The following is an 18,660-nucleotide window of genomic DNA, read 5'->3' on the forward strand; positions in this document are numbered from 1 at the left end:
ACAGATGATAAACTCATCTGTGGTTAATGATTATTTTCTTCAGTTTTATTATAGAGCACGGACACCATCTTAATCTGGCGGTAAAGCAAAAACGTTACAATAATGCTTAACGAAACATAAATGGCCGAGAAGATATAAAAGGAGTAAGCAATACCCGGCATTGGCGTAACGGCATCCTTAGTACGCATAATGCCATAAATAATCCATGGCTGTCTGCCAACCTCCGTAACCACCCAGCCGGCTTCTAAAGCGATGTAGCCAAGCGGAATGGCCACAACAAATAATTTCAACAACCAGCGTTTCTCGGTTAAAGGTTTCTTTTTAAATAAAATGAAGAAATAAGTTAAGGATACTAAGAGTAGCAGCGTGCCAATCCCAACCATAATCTGGAAAGCATAATGGGTGATGGCTACCGGAGGATGCTCATTTTCAGGAATCTGATCCAGCCCCTTAACCTCTGCTTTGAAATCGCCATGCGCAAGAAAACTTAAAGCACCTGGAATTTCGATTGCGCCTTTCACGGTTTTATCTTTCTCATTCACAATTCCACCAATCAACAGCGGGGCAGGCTTTTCGGTTTTGTACAATGCCTCCATTGCAGCAAGTTTAGCAGGTTGCCTTTTGGCTACGTCTTTTGCCGAAATATCGCCACTTAAAGGCTGCAATAATGCGCCTATACAGGCAAATATGGCCGCTATTTTAAAGGCTTTCAAATGAAACGCTGCATTACGGTCTCTCAAGATCATTAAAGCATGTACACCTGCCACAGCAAAGCCTGTAGCGGTAAATGCGGCCAAACACATGTGTAGCGCCTGACTAAACCATGCCTTATTAAACATGGCCTGTATGGGATCGATATTCAGGTATTGTCCGTTTACAAAATCAAAACCCGCCGGACTGTTCATCCAGGCATTTGCGGCAACAACCAGTATTCCGGATGCTAAACCACTTACCCCTACAACCATCCCGGTAAACCAATGAAACCACCTATTTAACTTATTCCAACCGTACAAGAAAAAGCCAAGGGCTATTGCTTCGATAAAAAAGGCTGTTCCCTCAAGCGAAAAAGGCATCCCGAATATTGGCCCGGCATGATCCATAAATTTTGGCCAGAGTAATCCTAATTCGAAAGATAACATGGTACCCGATACCGCACCAGTAGCAAAAAATATGGCTACACCTTTACTCCAGGCTTTAGTTAGGTTTTTATATACCTCATCGTTTGTTTTAAGCCATTTATAATGCGATACGGCCATAAAGAAAGGCATAACCATGCCAATACAGGAAAAAATGATGTGGAAGCCTAACGATAAGGCCATTTGGGAACGGGCTGCAATAAAATCATCCATGAGCTGTAGATTTTGAATTGTAACAAATATAGTTGTTAAACACTAAAGCCTACGGTAATTCAATGACGTTGAAAGGATTATTTTAAATATAGAATGTTTATAAATTGAAAAAAGATTTGGAGTGCTGTATACAAGAACGATAAATTTTTAACTACGACGGACGATACCGTCATTTCGAGCGGAGTATAACATAGCCGAGAACCACCTAGTGCTCAGCGAAGCTAAATCCATCAAGGTAGATCTCTCCATTCCACTGCGTTTCAGTCGAGATGACGATATCTTTATTGAAAATATATCAACGGTAACAGAACAAAGCATTACCAAAGAAGCACTTAACTCACGATTCACCTATTTGTCATTTCAAAGCGTAATCCAGTTCCCCTCTTAACTTAATAGCGGCCAGGGTGGTTAACCAATGAGTATTTATCTCCCTTTCAGCTGATCATAAGCAGCAGTTAAACTCCTTTGAATACCCTCTCCCTGCCATTCTGGTGCATTTGGAATTGAGCTTGTTTTTAGGATATCTTCTTTGCTTTTACCTGCTTTGATTTCACTGCTCACAAAAGTTAAAAGGTTCTGCAGGTAATTTTGAAAGGCTTTAACATCCGCTTTGTTTCCGGTTACTTTTTCAGGATCCAGGCTGTGTCCCCAGATAAACAGGGTATCGTTATCAAATTGAGCCAAAATTTTATCCAATGCCGTAATCCAATTGCCGATGTGTGCGCCGTTTTCCCTATCAATGTAAGGAAACTTACGGTTGAATACCAAATCGCCTACATGCGCAATATTTGCATGCTCAAAATGATAAACGGCATCGCCATTGGTATGACCGGAGCCATAATAGTAAGCTTTTATGTTTTCATCGCCCACTTTTGCAGTCCATTTTGTTCCAAAAGTAGTATCAGGCAGTAACTGTTTATCTAAATTATTTGCTTTCTCTGCTGCTCTTTTTTGGTTCACCAACGAGTTTTGATGCGCCACAATTTTTTCGGCCAATCCCTTAAAGGAGATATTGCCTGCAGTATGGTCGCCATGATGATGGGTATTAATCAGGTATTTGAAAGGTTTTTCACCTAGTTTCTTCAATTCTTCGATCACATGCGGCGCCGAAGTTGGGAACTGGGCATCTACCACTACAAAACCATTGCTCGAATTTAACCACCCTATGGTACCGCCCTGTTCGGTAAATATCCCCATATTATTGCGTAATGGTTTAAAATTATAAGCCCGCAATAGCGCTTGCTGTGCAAAAACATCAGTTTTATAAATTGAAAGCAAGGCCATGGCCAATGCCGAGTTTTTGATAAAATTTCTTCTTTCCATTTTGGGATTTAGCTAAAAAACCACAGCAATTGCTGTGGTTTAAATCTAGTCATTTTGTTCGTAAATTATATTCCGACCAGTTATATTCCTGAACCAGGTGTTGGTCCGGGCTCGTGTCCTGGCCCTAGTGGATTATTCTTCCGTTTATCCTCTTTGTTAAAAAGATTAGTGGTTATTTTCGATGATTTATTTTCATCTAAAGAATCATGATCTCTCACATCTTCTACTTTTTTATCTAGCAAATCGTTCTCAACAACTTTACCTTTTTCCTTATTTGTTTCCATAGTACTGTAAATTGATGTATTAAAGAAACAAGTGAAAAATAAGATTGTTTTTGCTTAGTTGTTTTGGGAATGGGTTTATTGACAACAAATTTCCATGTTTGGTGACTCACCAAACAAATATCTTCTCTAGTCTTAGCGTCTCGCTAAGACCTTTCAATTAATCTTGTTTTATGTTTCAATAGCAAAAACTAACGTCTTAGCGCGGCTAGTTTGGTCATTTAGTTCTCAACCAAAGCATTATCTCATAACACAAAGAAGTAAATAGCCTCTCCTTAGAAAGACCAATAGCATTAACTAAACTTGTTTACCTTTCGCAAATTATAACATTGCTCCCGGAAGTTTTCCCAATTCGTGAATGCAGCCGAAAGAATGAAATCTTCTTTTATGGATTTTATTGAAATGGTTCGAAGATTCAAACGAAAATGGGTTAAGGATAAACTTGTAAATGTGTTTCCTTTCTTCATTTAATTTTTCCTCCTGCTTCGCGTTCTCTAGATTTTGATTGTTTTGGCTCTTTTCCATGACGATATAGATTATTGAAAACATGGTTAGTTTTCAGGGTTAACAATTTTAATCAGCATGCCTCTTTAAACTGCAAAATGCATTAGTAAAAAAGCTATTTAAAATTTGCTTAACCTTATACCACGGGGAATTTGATAAGGTTTCGTTCTGGAACAACATTAAAATGGCGTGGATTGCCTTTATCTTAATTAAATATAAGCTTTATTTTTGAATTTTGCAAGCGGTTTCTATTGGCTTAATAGTTAATTGCAAAATTGATTGTTTATTGGAAATCAGCTACAGTGCTATTTAGGCCAGTACAGCCCTGCGCTTCAATTACTTCGTGTCCGTTCCGATCAGGTTTAAGTGGCACAGCCTGTGCTACTATTTGAGGCTGCAGGATGCAGAATAGATCAGGCATCATGCCATTAAACCCTCAATAGCAGCACCGACTTCTGTATATAAACCTGATTGAAATGGAAAACCCGCAGCCCGATTTTCATCGGGCGAGGATTTGAAATGGAAAGCAGGACTAACCTTAAAATGAAATACTGCCTTTGCTTTCCCCCCAAAAAAAGCTAAATTCTTATGCAAAAAAAAGTCCCAATTTTCATTGAGACTCTCCTATTTGGTTAATGATATTTTAAGCCAAAGCATTTTGCTTTACTACCATTTTAACTTTTTCTATTACATAATCTAACTCTTCTTTTGTTGTGTATTTGCTAAATGAAAAGCGCACCGAAGGACGGTTTGGATCGGCATTAATACCATTTAACACATGCGAACCAATATTCGAACCAGAAGAGCAGGCACTGCCACCAGAAGCACAGATACCATTGATATCTAAATTAAACAACAACATATCGGCCATATCCATCTCTGGAAATGATACATTCAGTACCGTGTACAAACTTTTATCGGCATCGGTTTCGCCATTAAAAGCAATACCGGGGATTTCAGCAATTAACTGTGCTTTCAAATAATCTTTTAAACCCTGAATATAGGCCTGATGCTGATCCATTTCTGCATAAGCAATTTCTAAGGCCTTGGCTAAGCCCACAATACCATATACATTTTCGGTACCACCACGCATGTTGCGCTCCTGTGCCCCACCATAAATCATCGGTGGAATTTTAATGTTGCTGTTTACATATAAAAAGCCAACACCTTTAGGCCCGTGGAGCTTGTGCGCTGCGCAAACAATAAAATGTGCTTTAAGCTCGCGTACGTTATGTGGGTAATGCCCCATGGTTTGAACGGTATCGGCATGGTAAATGGCATTGTATTTCTCACAGATATCGCCAACTTTAACCATATCGGTTAGGGTACCCAACTCGTTATTGGCATGCATTAGCGAAACAAAAGTACGTTCGTTATTTTGAAGTAGTTCTTCGAGATGATTGTAATCGATATTCCCTTTTTCGTCAATATTTACAAAACTTAATTTATCGATTTCACCATTTTTAAGCATTGTATTTAACGTATGCTCAACGGCATGGTGTTCTATTTTCGAAGTAATGGCATGTTTTATGCCATAAGCTGAAATTCCACAGCGGATAGCAGTATTGTCGGCTTCGGTACCGCCGGAAGTAAAAAATATTTCGGATGGAGATGCATTAAGCAGGCCGGAAACGGTTTTACGGGCTTTCTCTACAAGCGTTCTTACCTCACGGCCAAGTGCATGAATGGCAGATGGATTACCGAAATAGTTTTCCATCACATTTGTCATTTCTGCGATTACTGCTGCATCTAAAGGCGTTGTGGCCGCATTATCTAAATAGACCCTTTTCATTTTACGAATATTTAAAAGTTAGTGTGTTGCAAAGATACCTTGCTAAGGGCATTCTCTGTTTTAAATGTTCAAGGTTTAATCGTTTTATTAAACCTGAGCAGGTATGCTTCATCCTGAAATCTTTTAGAGATTAAAGGTGTAAAATTTCTTTAATATCAGAAATAATTTTGTTAGCCAAATTCTCGGCAATGGTTTCATTCTCTGCTTCACTGTAAATCCTGATGATCGGTTCAGTGTTCGAACGGCGCAAATGTACCCAAGTTTTATCAAATTCTATCTTCAATCCATCAATTGTACTGTATGGCTGATTTTTATATTTTTCTTCTACCTGTTTCAACAAATTATCGATATCCATTTCTGGCGTAAGGGTAATTTTGTTTTTAGAAATGTGGTATTGCGGATAACTGGCTCTTAATACGGAGATTGACTTACCAAATTTAGCTAAGTGCGTTAAAAACAAGGCAATACCTACCAGGGCATCCCTACCGTAGTGCGATTCAGGATAAATGATTCCACCGTTTCCTTCTCCACCGATAATGGCATTTGTTGCTTTCATTTTGTTTACTACATTCACCTCTCCTACGGCCGATGCGTTGTATTCTGCGCCTGCTTTTTCGGTCACATCGCGCAAAGCACGTGTTGATGAAAGGTTCGAAACCGTATTTCCTGGTGTATTTTTCAATACATAGTCGGCAACAGCCACTAAAGTATACTCCTCGCCGAACATACTGCCATCTTCGTTTACAAAACATAAACGGTCAACATCCGGATCAACTACAATACCTAAATCTGCATGCTGTTTCTGAACTTCTTTTGATATTTCAGTTAAGTTTTCGGGAAGTGGCTCAGGGTTGTGCGGAAAATGCCCATCTGGTGTACAATATAATTCTATTACTTTGCTCACACCCAATGCTTTTAATAAAGCAGGAATAAAAATACCACCAGTTGAATTTACGCAGTCGATTACAACTTTAAAATCGGCTTTTTTAATCGCCTCAACGTCAACCAATGGTAATGCTAAAACTTTATCAATATGTTTTTGAAGATAAGTATCGTTTTTAATTACTTTACCTAATTTATCTACGTCAGCAAAATCAAAATCAGCACTTTCTGCTAAATCTAAAACTTCTTTTCCGTCAGCGTCGCTAATAAATTCGCCGCTCGCATTTAGTAATTTTAAGGCATTCCATTGTTTTGGGTTATGGCTTGCGGTTAAAATGATACCGCCGCCTGCTTTTTCATCAGGCACAGCGACTTCTACAGTAGGCGTGGTTGATAAACCTAAATCGATTACCTCAATGCCTAAGCCTTGTAAAGTTCCGATAACCAGGTTATTCACCATCTCACCCGAAATACGGGCATCGCGACCTAAAACTATTCTTTTATTGCCTGTTTTTTGTACCACCCAGCTACCAAAGGCAGCTGTAAATTTCACAATATCAAATGGGGTTAAGCCGTCTCCGGCTCTTCCGCCAATGGTTCCTCGTATTCCTGAAATTGATTTTATTAAAGTCACTGTATATAATTTAATTGAGGCTCAAAAATAAGAAAAAAAACAAGATAGCAGCTATTTAGGACTGTTTGTGCACTTTAATTTACATTGCTTTTATATCTGTTTATAAGATCAATTTTCCAGAATTGGGACTATGGTCAAAAACAAACGTGTGTTTTAATTGGATACGGTATCCATAATATTCTTGCAACTTTATTGCATAAAAGCATATTCTAACTTTACTAGCGATTGTAAAACGTTATATTTGCATCTTTTTAAGATACAAACGGCTTTTATATGCAGCGCAAGTGGTTTCAATATTGGTTTAATTCGCCTTATTATCATATTCTTTATCAACAACGAAATGATGCTGAAGCCGAGTTTTTCATCGATAAACTTACGCAATTCCTACACCCGGGGGCCGATGCTAAAATGTTGGATATTGCCTGTGGCAAAGGCCGGCACTCAATCTATTTAAACAAAAAAGGCTTCGATGTTACCGGAATAGATCTATCAGAACAGAGTATTAAATACGCCAAGCAATTCGAAAACAATAAATTACATTTTCTTGTACACGATATGCGCAGGTTATTCTACATCAATTACTTTGATGTGGCCTTAAATCTGTTTACCAGTTTTGGCTATTTCGACACCGAAAAAGACCATGTAAATGCGCTTAAAACCTTTCGAAAATGTTTAACAGCTGAGGGAATTCTGGTGCTCGACTATTTTAATACCGAAAAAATTATCCGCAACTTAAATCATTGCGAAACAAAATCGCTCAATGGCATAACTTTTAATATCACCAAAAATGTGATCGAGGGAAAAATTATCAAAAAGATAAATTTCGAAGACAAACAAAAGGTATACAATTTCGAAGAGCGGGTGCAGGCATTTAGTTTTGAGGATTTTCAGCGCATGCTTACCAAGGCCGGGATGGTTATCGAAAAAACTTTTGGCAGTTATGGCTTAGACGATTTTGACGAAAACAGCTCAGACCGGTTAATTTTAATCTGTAAAAAAGCATGATAGAAAGCATACAGCAATTTGACGTAGAATTGTTCCTGAAAATCCACCGTGGGCTTTCAAACAGCTTTTTTGATTGGTTGATGCCTTTAATGCGTAACCGTTTCTTTTGGTCGCCCCTTTACCTTTTTATTGTTGTTTTTTGTATTAAACAATATAAGAAACAGGGCTATTACATTATCGGCATGGTTCTCTTCACTTTTGCCATGGGCGATTTAATTGCGTCGAGAGTAGTGAAACCTTGGGTAGCCCGGGTTAGGCCCTGCAATGATTTGAGTTTGGCGAACGATATTATTCACCGTGTTCCCTGTGGAAGTGGTTTGAGCTTTCCGTCTGCGCACGCCACCAATCATTTTGCTATAGCCGTTTTTTTAATCTGCATTTTTTATAGCCGATGGAAACCTATTTTGCCTATTGGCATTTTCTGGGCACTTATCATCAGTTTTGCCCAGGTATATGTTGGTGTTCATTATCCTGTTGATGTAACTACTGGTGCTTTACTGGGCATTACCATAGGAATTATCTGTTCGAGAATATTTAAAAAATTACAACCTGATTTTTAACTTATGGAAATCTGGAAACTCTGCGTACTCTTTTTCTGTGCCTTTTTAGGTGGGACAGCTATATTTTTAGTAAAGAGCGATAAATCTAAGCTACTGAAACTGATTTTGTCTTTCAGTGGGGCTTATTTATTTGCCATTACGGTTTTACATTTAATTCCTGACGCTTATAGCGGCCCCGACAAATGGCAGATTGGTGTTTTCATCCTGATTGGTTTTTTATTACAGATCTTCTTGGAGCAATTTTCAGAAGGTGTAGAACATGGCCATATCCATAAACATCACGACGGGCATGTTTTTCCTTTTGGGATTATGATCAGTTTGTGTTTGCATGCTTTTTTAGAAGGAATGCCATTGGCAAAAGAACAGCACAATGAGCTGATTTTCGGAATTTCGCTACACCACATCCCGGCGGCTTTTGCGCTGGCCAGCATATTAATGCAAAACCATTTCAAAAAAAGCAGCATTATATTTTATCTGATTGTATTTGCCATCATGGCCCCATTGGGCTTTTATGTAAGTGTTGGCTTAAGCAATGGTACTATTGGAGGTATTGATGCTTATTTCAATAAAATTATGGGTATTGTAATTGGTATTTTCTTACATATTTCTACCACCATCTTATTCGAATCGAGTGCCGATCATAAAATCAATACCCGCAAAATGATTGCCGTTTTATTGGGAATTGGTGTCGCATTGATTGGTTTCTTTGCAGGACATTAATTCAGTTTGACAGTTTTTAGTCGGCAGTTTGCAGTTAACCGATTAAATCCCAAACACAAAACCTACTATCCGTTTTAAACGTTTAATCGTTTATAGTTTTGACCTTTATGAAAAAACATCTGTAAATTAGTATATGGATGTGATTGTAAATGAACCTGTTGTAGCTTATCAAAAAAGACATTATACTGTAGCGGAATATCTCGAGATGGAAAAAAAATCTGAGGTAAAGCATGAGTATTTTCAGGGAGAAATATTCCCACTGCACCGTGACTCTGAGCTCGATGACGTCAATTCAATGTCAGATGCGGCCTTTAACCATAATCTGATCTTTTCGAATGTTTTCGGGGTTCTTGCTCACAAACTAAAAGGATCGAAATGTATTCCGTTTGGCAGCGATATGAGAATGAATATCCCGGAAAATACCTTATTTACATATCCAGACATTTCTATCTATTGTAACGAAATTAAACATTTAAGTGAGGATGAAGACACTATTTTGCAGCCAACTGTAATCATCGAAATTCTCTCGTCTTCAACCAAAAATTATGACAAAGGGAAAAAATTTAATCTGTATAAAGATATTCCATCATTAAAAGAATACATTATGATTAATTCAGAGTCAGTGTCGGTAGAGGCCTTTTATATTGATCACGAGCAAAATTGGGTGCTCAATAAACACCAAGATATTTCTGATACGCTAAATTTTGTTTCGATGGGATTTAATGTAGCCTTAACCGATATTTATAACCATGTTCCCTTTAGCGCTGCAACGTGATTCTGCCCACAACTTCAATTAGCCAATTTAAACCTTTAACCTTTCGTACCAAATTCAATAAATTTATATGGATGAGATTGTAAACGAACCTGCTGTAGCTTACCAAAAAAGGCATTATACTGTAGCGGAATATCTCGAGATGGAAAAAGCATCAACTGTAAAGCACGAGTATTTCCAGGGAGAGATATTTGCAATGTCTGGCGCTGGTGATAATCACAATGAGATTTTTAGCAATGTTTTTGGCGAAATAGCTAACAAACTCAAAGGCACGCCCTGCAGGCCTTATGGAAGTGATAAACGAATGAATATTCCTGAGAATACTTTATTTACCTATCCTGATATATCGATCTATTGTAATGGGTTAATACATAGCGATGTTGATGAAGACACCTCAATTTTACCAACTGTAATTATTGAAATTCTATCTCCCTCAACCAAAAATTACGATAGAGGAAAAAAATTTAACCTGTACAAAGATATTCCATCATTAAAAGAATACATCATGATTGATTCAGAATCAGTGTCGGTTGAGGCCTATTACATTGATGATGAGCAAAATTGGGTACTCAACAAACACGAAGAGATTTCTGATGTGCTAACTCTTGCTTCAATGGGATTTGACGTGCCCTTGGCCGATATTTATGAGTATGTTCGCTTTAACAAGGAGAAATGAGTTGTAGACAAAATAGAGAAACGTGAACTGAAAATTGCCAACTACCAACTGAATCACTTCTTTTCTTTCTTCTTCCCATAACCCCACGGACAGTGTTTGCACTTATTTTTACAGCAATAACCACGTTTTAAATGGTAAGCTTCGGTAAAAACCATCAGTCCATCTTCGTTAAAGTAAAAATCTTCGCCTTCTTTTAACATAATTATTGAATGAGTGAATTTTGAATGAGTGAATGTTTTAAGTTGTATCACATCCATTCTCTCAATCAATCATTTTAACCATTAAGTATTTTAACCTCAAGTTTGTCTTTAAAAAAATCTTTGAGCTGTTTACCGTCGCCATGTAAAGTCCATACTTGTTTTGGTTTAACTTTTTCTATGGTTTCTAAAATTGCATCCCAATCGGCATGATCAGAAATATAAAGTGAAATCCCGTTTTGTTGTTGCAGGTTCTTCCATCCAGAGGCAAAGGCGCGTACTACATTAATCGCCTTATGGTAACTGTGAAAAACCATTGGCGGCACAATATAAACCTGATGCTCCTGATTATTTTTCATCACTTTTCTATCGTACATTTTGTAATGCCCTACTTTCATACCATAATCTTCATAGATTTTAACAAAAGGCATAATGCTGTGATGAACCATAATGTTCTTCGTAGGGCAATGTGCATTGAGTAATTGGATAATCCGCTGGCTTTTACCTAATGCATAAGAACCAAGCATAATATTCGCATTGGTTTCGTTCAGCTTTTTAATTTCATCTATTGGTGAAGGATGTTTGGTTTCGGGATTAGCAAAGGTACTTTCTGTAATCAACACATCTGCTTCAACAAATTCGAAAGGCTCACAGGTATTATCGGGCTCAATCTTATAATCGCCAGTATAGAGATATTTCACCCCCTTATACTCCATTAAAACCTGCGCAGAGCCCAAAATATGACCGGCAGAATAGAAAGTAATGGTAACGTCTTTTATTTTGAAGGATTCATGATAGCTTTTGGTAAAAAAATCGACAGCGGCAAATTTGCGGTAACGGTGTTTCATAAACGTTGCAGTAGCAGCAGTGCAATACACATTCTGGCTTCCTCCAATGGCATGATCGCCATGTGCATGTGAAACTACAGCTTCTTTAACGGGCTGTTGTGGATCGAGGTAAAAATCGCCGTAAACGCAATACAGGCCCATTGGGCTAATGGTAATAAAATCTTCTAAAATCATGATCAGGATGAAAGGATTTAAGGATGTTATGATTTAAGTTGATTAAGCCTTGCCATTCTTAAATTCTTCGGCCGCCTTTAAAAATTCTTGGTGTAAAGCTAAAACCTGTTCAATTATAGATTGTTGCTCATCATTTATGATAAAATGGTTGGCCATTTTCGATTTTTCTTCGTCGCTCAACTGTTTATCCATACGTGCTTTAACCTGCTCTGCTGTTACCCCATCGCGCAGCATTACCCGCTTCATTTTGATTTCATAAGGGGCAGTAACCAGGATTGTGGTATCGCACATTTTGTAAGAGCCACTTTCAAACAACAAAGCAGCCTCTTTTAAGGTATATGGCGTATTAGCAGGAATGGTTTCTTCCCAGGCATCAAACGCCCTAAAAACTGCAGGATGAACTAAAGCGTTCAGTCTCGCCAGTGCATCCTCATTATCAAATACGATGCCGGCAATATGTTTGTTGTTCAGTTTCCCATCTTCAAAATAACTTTCATTTCCGAAGGCAGATTTTATCCCCTCCACCAGCAAAACATCTTTACACATGATTTCTTTGGCAACGGTATCGGCGTAAAACACAGGGATTCCCAATACTTCAAAAACCTTACAGACGGTTGTTTTACCGCTGCCTATGCCTCCTGTTATTCCTACTTTATACATTATTTTTCTACAATAAAATCTATTTTGGAAGGCATTACGCTTACCAGTTTACAATAATCCGGAAACTCGGTTATCTTCACCGTAAACTGACGGTGCTTTAAAATTTGCCATTCGTCTACATCAATAGTAGCGGTAATAAAACTTTCGTCAACCTGATCGTAATTACTCAACGCGACTAAGAAGGTAACTTTAACTTTTTTAGGATACAGCTTAAGACTGTTATAGTTCCTATTATTTGTAATTTTTAACGGCACTTCGATTGTCTTCTCCGTAAACTCATCAACAGGTAACCTAACCTCTACAGATGAAGGATAAATACTTACATTTTTATGGATACTGTGCTGTAAGGCAATCCTGGTGGTGCTGCTGCTTTGTATTTTATCTTGCTTTAGCGTATCAGTGGGCCAGAATTTTATTTTGGCCAGCTCTTCTATAGGTCCGGCTACTTTAACATACTTTGGATTGAGAATAACCTCACTGGAAATGCCATATTGCTTTTCAAAGCTCAGTTTATCGATCAGCTTTACAGGAACTTTTTTAACTACACGTTTGGTGAAATCGAAATACAGGGTATCGGGTTTAACAGAGATTACTTTTTGGGTACTTTCTAACTGCCTGTTGATATTGAAAAGCTGATCGGAAAAAACAATAAAATCTTTGGTATTGAGCCGACTTAAATCAACAGAAACAGAGGGTGGACTAATGCGTAAACGGGCAAAAAGCAATTGCCAGCCGGTGCCTTCAACCTGTAAATCTATCGTATCAGACTGTAAGGGATAAAATGCCCTTTTGGTAGGTGTATTTTTAAAAACCAAAACGGTTTTTGCTACATAAATATATTTGTTGTTCAATGCCATAAAAAGCCATGCAGCTATGGCCAGCAGCAAACAGGCCAATAAGCTAAACACACGTCTTTTTTCAATCTTCGTTAACCTAATGAAGGGCATAATAAATTAATGTTAGCTGTAAGCTGGAAAAATATTATCCAAAATGCATTTAATCAAATGTAGTAAAACAAAAACAGTCCCGAAAGTTTTCGGGACTGCGCTTAAATTTTATTAATTTATTAGGCTTTAGGCGCTGCAACTGCCTTGGTTGCATCTAAAGAAACTGCCGATTTATCGAAACGGATCTTTACACCACCTTCAACCTCAATTAAAAAAGTTGTTTCATTCATATCGGAAATACGACCGTGAATACCTGCGGTAGTTACGATTTTATCTCCTTTTTTTAATTCTTCAACCAATTTTTTATGGTCTTTAGCTTTCTTAACTTGTGGGCGGATCATGAAAAAGTAGAAAACTACCATGATGAGTACCATTGGTACGATTGTAGTGAGCATGTTACTACCACCTGCCGCTGCCTGTAATATTACTGTTGATATCATTTCTTATTTATTTGTGTTTTTGTGAATTTTGATCATTATGGATTATTGCCATAAACAACCGAACCAATTTATTTTTTAGCCAGCACCTCTCCTACCAAATGGACAGTAGTTACCGTTGGATTTGCATTTGACGTAACAGTTACGACCTTATCTTGCATGCCCATTTTACCTTCGCTATTAAAAACTACGCTAATTACCCCTTCCTTACCAGGTAAAATTGGTTCGCCAGGTACCTGAGGAACAGTACAGCCACATGTTGCAGTTGCATTCGAAACAATCAGCGGACTTTTACCTGTATTTTTAAGTTTGAAATCGTGCTTAACTTTCTCACCCTGTGTTATTTTACCGAAATCGAAAATATCGCGTTCGAAAACAATAACAGGCGCATCTGCAGGAGCAACTTTAGCTGTTTTCGAAGTATCGTTGCCAACTGAAACAGCTGTTGCAGTTTCGCCAGTTTGATTATTTGCATTACGGCATGCCGCAAATGAAAGTGCAGCAATAGCCAGGATAAATGTTCTTTTCATTTTTAATCTTCGATTAATCCGCGGCCAATCTTTTTAATGGTATTGTTTTTCTTAAGATCGCCTAAAATTTTGTCTAAAATACCGTTAATAAATGAATTACTCTTCGGTGTACTGTAATCTTTTGATAACTCTAAATATTCGTTAATGGTTACTTTAACCGGAATAGATGGAAAGTTTAACAATTCGCAAATGGCCATTTTCATTAAAATGGTATCCATTAATGCAATACGCTCCGATTCCCAGTTTTTGGTTCTATCGGCAATCATTTCCTGATATTTCGCATCATTCTGCAAAGTATGTACAAAAAGATCCTGAACAAACTTGCTGTCTTCAACCCAATCTGCACTAATTTCAGTCAATTTATTTTTGAAAGGATCTTCAGATGTAAAGTTTTTCAAGGTTTTAGCTACCATACCTTTCATCACTTCGTGATCTACCTGCCAATTGATAAATTTCTCTTCGAAAACCTGCAAAATGGCTTGATTTTTTAAGATGATTTTCCTGAAAATGTATTTGATGATATCTTTTGACGACTCTAAACTTTCGTTTGGATCGGCAAGATAATCGGCATATTCTTTTGATGCTTTTAAGGAATTGTAAACTGTTTTACGGATTTCAGGATCGAAACCCCAGTCTACCTTGTATTTTTTAACTGCAGATACGTACTCGGGGTTCTGCTGCATTAAAACGCTAAACTTATTGTGTAGCAATTTCATGTTAGGATTAATATCCTCTGCTGTTTTAATAAACTTATTTGCGCGCTCTGCGGCGTCGTTAGCAGTAAATTCGGTAACTTCTACCATTAAAGATAACATCCAGATGTACATTTCGTACACGCTATCGATGCTTTGCATTAAAGTTTTCAAATCACCTTTAATGTCTTTTTTGTCTGCCATGTGCCAAGCAAAAATATTTTGCAAAGCTTTGATTCTTAAGTGCCTTCTGTTTAACATGAATGTAAGAACGAGTGCGGTTTTTTAAAACCTGTTTTAATAATTATGATTTAATATGACGATTTAATTTTTTTAATATCTGCAATCCGCTTTTCTGCAATGCGGTTTGCAGCAATATTTGTTGATATATTTTCAGCTTTACTTAATTTAATTACGCTACGGGTAGCATCGTAAATATTCTCAGTAAGCTGCACTGTACGTTTTTTACCAAAGCCAGTTAACTCAGAATAGCAGGAAATCAGTCCGCCGGCATTGATTAAATAATCAGGTGCGAATAAAATTCCTTTTTTCAAAAGCAATTCGCTATCTAAAACTTCATCTTTTAACTGATTGTTTGCTGAACCTGCAATAATTGCAAATTTCATTTTTTCGATGGTTTTGTTGTTAACGGTAGCACCCATTGCACATGGCGCATACACATCGGCATCTGTTGTAAAAATTTTATCGGCTTCGATCGGTTTTGCTTTATATTTTCGGGCAACATAAGTTAATTGCTCCTGGTTAATATCGCTAATTAAAACTTCGGCATTTTCTTTTCTTAACAGTGCAACCAAATGCTCGCCAACATTTCCTATACCTTGTACTACAATGGTTCTTCCAGCTAGCATATCCGTACCGAAAACCTCTTTAACACTCGCTTTAATGCCTAAATATACACCTTGCGCAGTAAAAGGAGCCGGATTACCAGCACCACCAATTGATTCGGGCACGCCGGTAACATAATTGGTTTCCATACGGATATATTCCATATCGCGTGTATTGGTACCCATTTCTTCTGCGGTAATGAATTCGCCATTTAGGTTTTTAATAAACCGGCCATAGCTGCGCATTAAAGTTTCTGTTTTATCTTTTCTGGAATCGCCGATGATTACGCCCTTTCCACCACCAAGATTTAATCCGGTAATGGCTGCTTTGTAAGTCATCCCTCTCGATAAACGTAAGGCATCTTCTAAAGCTTCGCCTTCGGTGGCGTAACTCCACATACGTGTTCCGCCTAAAGCAGGACCCAATGTGGTATCGTGTATAGCAATAATTGCTTTTAAACCTGTATCTGGATCATTGCAAAAAACCAATTTTTTATGCCCATAAGCACTTAACTGATCTAAAATTGATGAATCTGACGGAGAATTTGTTGGCATATTGAACGTTCGGATAACCTGCTGCAAAATTAAAATAAAAAACCATTATTACACGTATTTAACGAAACTATAACGAAATTAATTCGATGGGGATGGTTTTTGGGCTAAACCTGGCAGGTTTGCGAAGCCTGTAGTCTAAACCACAACACGATTAGGTAGCCATATTATTTTAGAAAAGCAGGTGTCGGTACGTTTGGGTTACAAAAGCCCCGTTATGCGCTTCAAATCCTTGACTCGTACCTCGCCAGCGGATCCTTCATCGGTACCGCAGCGAAGCGGAGCCCTGAAAAGCCCGCCCCTTGCGCAGCTTGGGTAACGCCCAAATTAGTAAGCCGTTAATTAGCCCTACAAACTCATAGCCCCCAAAGCTCGAAGATTGGAAAGAGTGTCATCATTTTTTAAACCTTAAGCACTAAAAGATAAATATGTGTCATGAAATAACAAAATTAGCTAAGTTTGTATGGAATGAAACATTTAAGCCGATTAAACAAATACTTTCTTAAATACAAATGGTGGATCATACCCGGAAGTATTTTCGTGGTCATTTCTAATATTTTTGGCGTAGTACCTGCCCAGGTGATTGGTTATGCAGTTGATCTGATTACCGAGAACATCCAGATTTTTAACCTTTTTTACGGTTTCGACCGCCAGGCCATTATTTACGATATTTTTAGCAGCAACCTTTTATATTTTGGTTTACTGGTTATTGCGCTTTATTTATTACGGGGGCTTTTTCTGTTCTTTATGCGCCAAACGATTATTTTAATGTCGAGGCATATAGAATTTGATATGAAGAACGATATCTACCAACATTACCAGGAACTGAGCCTGGGTTTTTATCGAAGAAATAATACCGGCGATTTAATGAACCGTGCCACAGAAGATGTTAACCGGGTGAGGATGTATGTTGGTCCCGCGATTATGTATACCATCAATACATTTGTTTTATCTGTGCTCATTATCTGGTCGATGTTTGATGTAAATTCAAAACTGGCCGTCTATTGTTTATTGCCCCTTCCCTTCCTTGTAATCATTATCTATTATGTAAATACCCTGATCTTCAAAAAAAGCGGAAAAATACAGGAGCGCCTCTCCGATCTTTCGAGCTTTGTACAGGAACGTTTCTCCGGAATCAGGATCATTAAATCATACGTTCGCGAAGATTACACACGGAACATGTTCGAAATCCAAAGCAACGATTATAAAAAAGATTCGATGAGTTTGGTTAAAGTATCGGCACTGTTTTACCCCACCATGCTATTATTAATAGGCTTGAGTACCATTTTAACCATATATATAGGTGGTATCCAGGTGATGAACGGCAGTATTACCGCAGGGAATATTGCCGAATTTATCATTTACATTAACCAGTTAACCTTTCCGGTAACGATGTTGGGCTGGGTTACTTCTTTAATCCAGCGGGCTGCTGCATCGCAAAAAAGGATAAATGAATTTTTAGATATTCCATCTGATATCCAATCGAAAGAAACTGCTGAAATTGAGCTAAACGGCAATATCAAGTTCAACCAGGTAAGTTTTACCTACCCAGATACAGGGATTGAAGCTTTAAAAAACGTGAGCTTTGAGATCAATAGCGGCGAATTTGTAGCCATTATCGGAAAAACAGGCTCCGGAAAATCGACATTGGCCAGTCTGATTATGCGGATGTATGATGTAGAAAATGGAGCCATAGACATTGATGGGAAAAACATTCAGGCGCTAAACCTTAAAAATTACCGCAGCCAGATCGGCTTTGTGCCGCAAGAGGTTTTCCTCTTTTCGGATACCATTAAAAACAATATTGCCTTTGGTTTAGACCAGGTTACCGATGAAGAAGTGCATCATGCGGCGAAAAATGCCTCGGTGTATACGAATATTATCGATTTTGAAGAAAAATTCGAAACCATGCTCGGTGAGCGCGGAATAACCCTCTCTGGGGGACAAAAACAACGCGTGTCTATCGCAAGGGCATTGATTAAATCGCCTAAGATTTTAATATTCGATGATTGTCTTTCGGCGGTTGATACCAAAACAGAGGAAGAAATTTTACAAAACCTGGGCAAAATCATGGCCGGAAAAACAAGTATTTTAATTGCCCATAGAATTTCGACCATTAAAAATGCAGATAAGATTTTAGTGCTTGATAATGGCAAAATCATCGAACAAGGCACACACAATGAATTACTTAGTAAAAATGGAAGCTATACAGCGCTTTACAACAACCAACTTTTGGAGGAGGAAACCCGAACTATTTAAATTGTATTAAAATTGTATTTT

The 18,660-nt window shown here is 37.9% G+C and carries 20 protein-coding genes; 6 read left to right on the plus strand and 14 right to left on the minus strand.

What is annotated here, in order from left to right; genetic code table 11:
• Window positions 1–23: 23 nt before the first annotated feature.
• From ACN9MR_RS15475 to glmM, 6 genes are all read right to left on the minus strand, one after another.
• Window positions 24–1,349: a cytochrome ubiquinol oxidase subunit I gene (locus ACN9MR_RS15475; RefSeq protein WP_426324936.1), complete on the minus strand. Its 1,326-nt coding sequence runs from the start codon at window positions 1,347–1,349 to the stop codon at window positions 24–26.
• Between the two features lie 423 nt (window positions 1,350–1,772).
• Window positions 1,773–2,672: an MBL fold metallo-hydrolase gene (locus ACN9MR_RS15480; RefSeq protein ID WP_426324938.1), complete on the minus strand. Its 900-nt coding sequence runs from the start codon at window positions 2,670–2,672 to the stop codon at window positions 1,773–1,775.
• Between the two features lie 80 nt (window positions 2,673–2,752).
• Window positions 2,753–2,956 (minus strand): hypothetical protein, encoded by a 204-nt coding sequence (locus ACN9MR_RS15485; RefSeq protein WP_131031784.1) that lies wholly within the window; start codon window positions 2,954–2,956, stop codon window positions 2,753–2,755.
• Window positions 2,957–3,740: 784 nt separating this feature from the next.
• A complete protein-coding gene (locus tag ACN9MR_RS15490) occupies window positions 3,741–3,881 on the minus strand; it encodes a hypothetical protein (RefSeq protein WP_426324940.1) in 141 nt (46 codons plus the stop codon).
• A gap of 219 nt (window positions 3,882–4,100) precedes the next feature.
• Entirely contained in the window at window positions 4,101–5,249 is a 1,149-nt protein-coding gene (locus tag ACN9MR_RS15495; protein ID WP_426324942.1) for a cysteine desulfurase family protein, read from the minus strand.
• A gap of 130 nt (window positions 5,250–5,379) precedes the next feature.
• On the minus strand, window positions 5,380–6,765 hold the full coding sequence (gene glmM, locus ACN9MR_RS15500; RefSeq protein ID WP_426324944.1) for a phosphoglucosamine mutase: 1,386 nt from the start codon (window positions 6,763–6,765) through the stop codon (window positions 5,380–5,382).
• Window positions 6,766–7,038: 273 nt separating this feature from the next.
• Between glmM and ACN9MR_RS15505 the strand changes: the two genes are divergently transcribed.
• From ACN9MR_RS15505 to ACN9MR_RS15525, 5 genes are all read left to right on the plus strand, one after another.
• Complete coding sequence (locus ACN9MR_RS15505; protein WP_426324946.1) at window positions 7,039–7,770, plus strand: class I SAM-dependent methyltransferase; 732 nt, start codon at window positions 7,039–7,041, stop codon at window positions 7,768–7,770.
• On the plus strand, window positions 7,767–8,330 hold the full coding sequence (locus tag ACN9MR_RS15510) for a phosphatase PAP2 family protein (RefSeq protein ID WP_230145126.1): 564 nt from the start codon (window positions 7,767–7,769) through the stop codon (window positions 8,328–8,330). Before ACN9MR_RS15505 ends, ACN9MR_RS15510 begins: the two co-directional genes overlap by 4 nt.
• Before the next feature lie 3 nt (window positions 8,331–8,333).
• A complete protein-coding gene (locus ACN9MR_RS15515; RefSeq protein ID WP_086547111.1) occupies window positions 8,334–9,050 on the plus strand; it encodes a ZIP family metal transporter in 717 nt (238 codons plus the stop codon).
• 133 nt (window positions 9,051–9,183) lie between these two features.
• A complete protein-coding gene (locus ACN9MR_RS15520; RefSeq protein WP_426324947.1) occupies window positions 9,184–9,825 on the plus strand; it encodes a Uma2 family endonuclease in 642 nt (213 codons plus the stop codon).
• A 67-nt stretch (window positions 9,826–9,892) separates the two neighbouring features.
• Window positions 9,893–10,498: a Uma2 family endonuclease gene (locus ACN9MR_RS15525; protein ID WP_426324948.1), complete on the plus strand. Its 606-nt coding sequence runs from the start codon at window positions 9,893–9,895 to the stop codon at window positions 10,496–10,498.
• A gap of 53 nt (window positions 10,499–10,551) precedes the next feature.
• Here the strand turns inward: ACN9MR_RS15525 and ACN9MR_RS15530 are convergent, their stop codons facing one another.
• From ACN9MR_RS15530 to ACN9MR_RS15565, 8 genes are all read right to left on the minus strand, one after another.
• Window positions 10,552–10,698, minus strand: coding sequence for a DUF5522 domain-containing protein (locus ACN9MR_RS15530; RefSeq protein ID WP_215132499.1), 147 nt, complete (start codon window positions 10,696–10,698; stop codon window positions 10,552–10,554).
• Between the two features lie 74 nt (window positions 10,699–10,772).
• Window positions 10,773–11,717: an exonuclease gene (locus ACN9MR_RS15535; RefSeq protein ID WP_426324949.1), complete on the minus strand. Its 945-nt coding sequence runs from the start codon at window positions 11,715–11,717 to the stop codon at window positions 10,773–10,775.
• Window positions 11,718–11,759: 42 nt separating this feature from the next.
• On the minus strand, window positions 11,760–12,377 hold the full coding sequence (coaE, locus tag ACN9MR_RS15540) for a dephospho-CoA kinase (protein WP_426324950.1): 618 nt from the start codon (window positions 12,375–12,377) through the stop codon (window positions 11,760–11,762).
• The gene (locus ACN9MR_RS15545) at window positions 12,377–13,324 is read right to left on the minus strand and encodes a CdaR family protein (protein WP_426324951.1); all 948 of its coding nucleotides are present in this window, start codon (window positions 13,322–13,324) and stop codon (window positions 12,377–12,379) included. The genes coaE and ACN9MR_RS15545 overlap by 1 nt, the downstream gene beginning before the upstream one ends.
• A gap of 119 nt (window positions 13,325–13,443) precedes the next feature.
• Complete coding sequence (gene yajC / locus ACN9MR_RS15550; RefSeq protein ID WP_426324952.1) at window positions 13,444–13,764, minus strand: preprotein translocase subunit YajC; 321 nt, start codon at window positions 13,762–13,764, stop codon at window positions 13,444–13,446.
• Window positions 13,765–13,832: 68 nt separating this feature from the next.
• The gene (locus tag ACN9MR_RS15555) at window positions 13,833–14,291 is read right to left on the minus strand and encodes a DUF1573 domain-containing protein (protein ID WP_426324953.1); all 459 of its coding nucleotides are present in this window, start codon (window positions 14,289–14,291) and stop codon (window positions 13,833–13,835) included.
• Between the two features lie 2 nt (window positions 14,292–14,293).
• Complete coding sequence (gene nusB, locus ACN9MR_RS15560) at window positions 14,294–15,244, minus strand: transcription antitermination factor NusB (RefSeq protein ID WP_057933473.1); 951 nt, start codon at window positions 15,242–15,244, stop codon at window positions 14,294–14,296.
• A gap of 50 nt (window positions 15,245–15,294) precedes the next feature.
• The gene (locus tag ACN9MR_RS15565; protein WP_426324954.1) at window positions 15,295–16,383 is read right to left on the minus strand and encodes a Glu/Leu/Phe/Val family dehydrogenase; all 1,089 of its coding nucleotides are present in this window, start codon (window positions 16,381–16,383) and stop codon (window positions 15,295–15,297) included.
• 465 nt (window positions 16,384–16,848) lie between these two features.
• Here ACN9MR_RS15565 and ACN9MR_RS15570 point away from each other — a divergent pair, with 465 nt between their 5' ends.
• Entirely contained in the window at window positions 16,849–18,639 is a 1,791-nt protein-coding gene (locus ACN9MR_RS15570) for an ABC transporter ATP-binding protein (protein ID WP_426324956.1), read from the plus strand.
• Window positions 18,640–18,660 lie beyond the last annotated feature (21 nt).

It is taken from the genome of Pedobacter sp. R-06 (genome assembly GCF_049913135.1).
Lineage (GTDB): Bacteria > Bacteroidota > Bacteroidia > Sphingobacteriales > Sphingobacteriaceae > Pedobacter.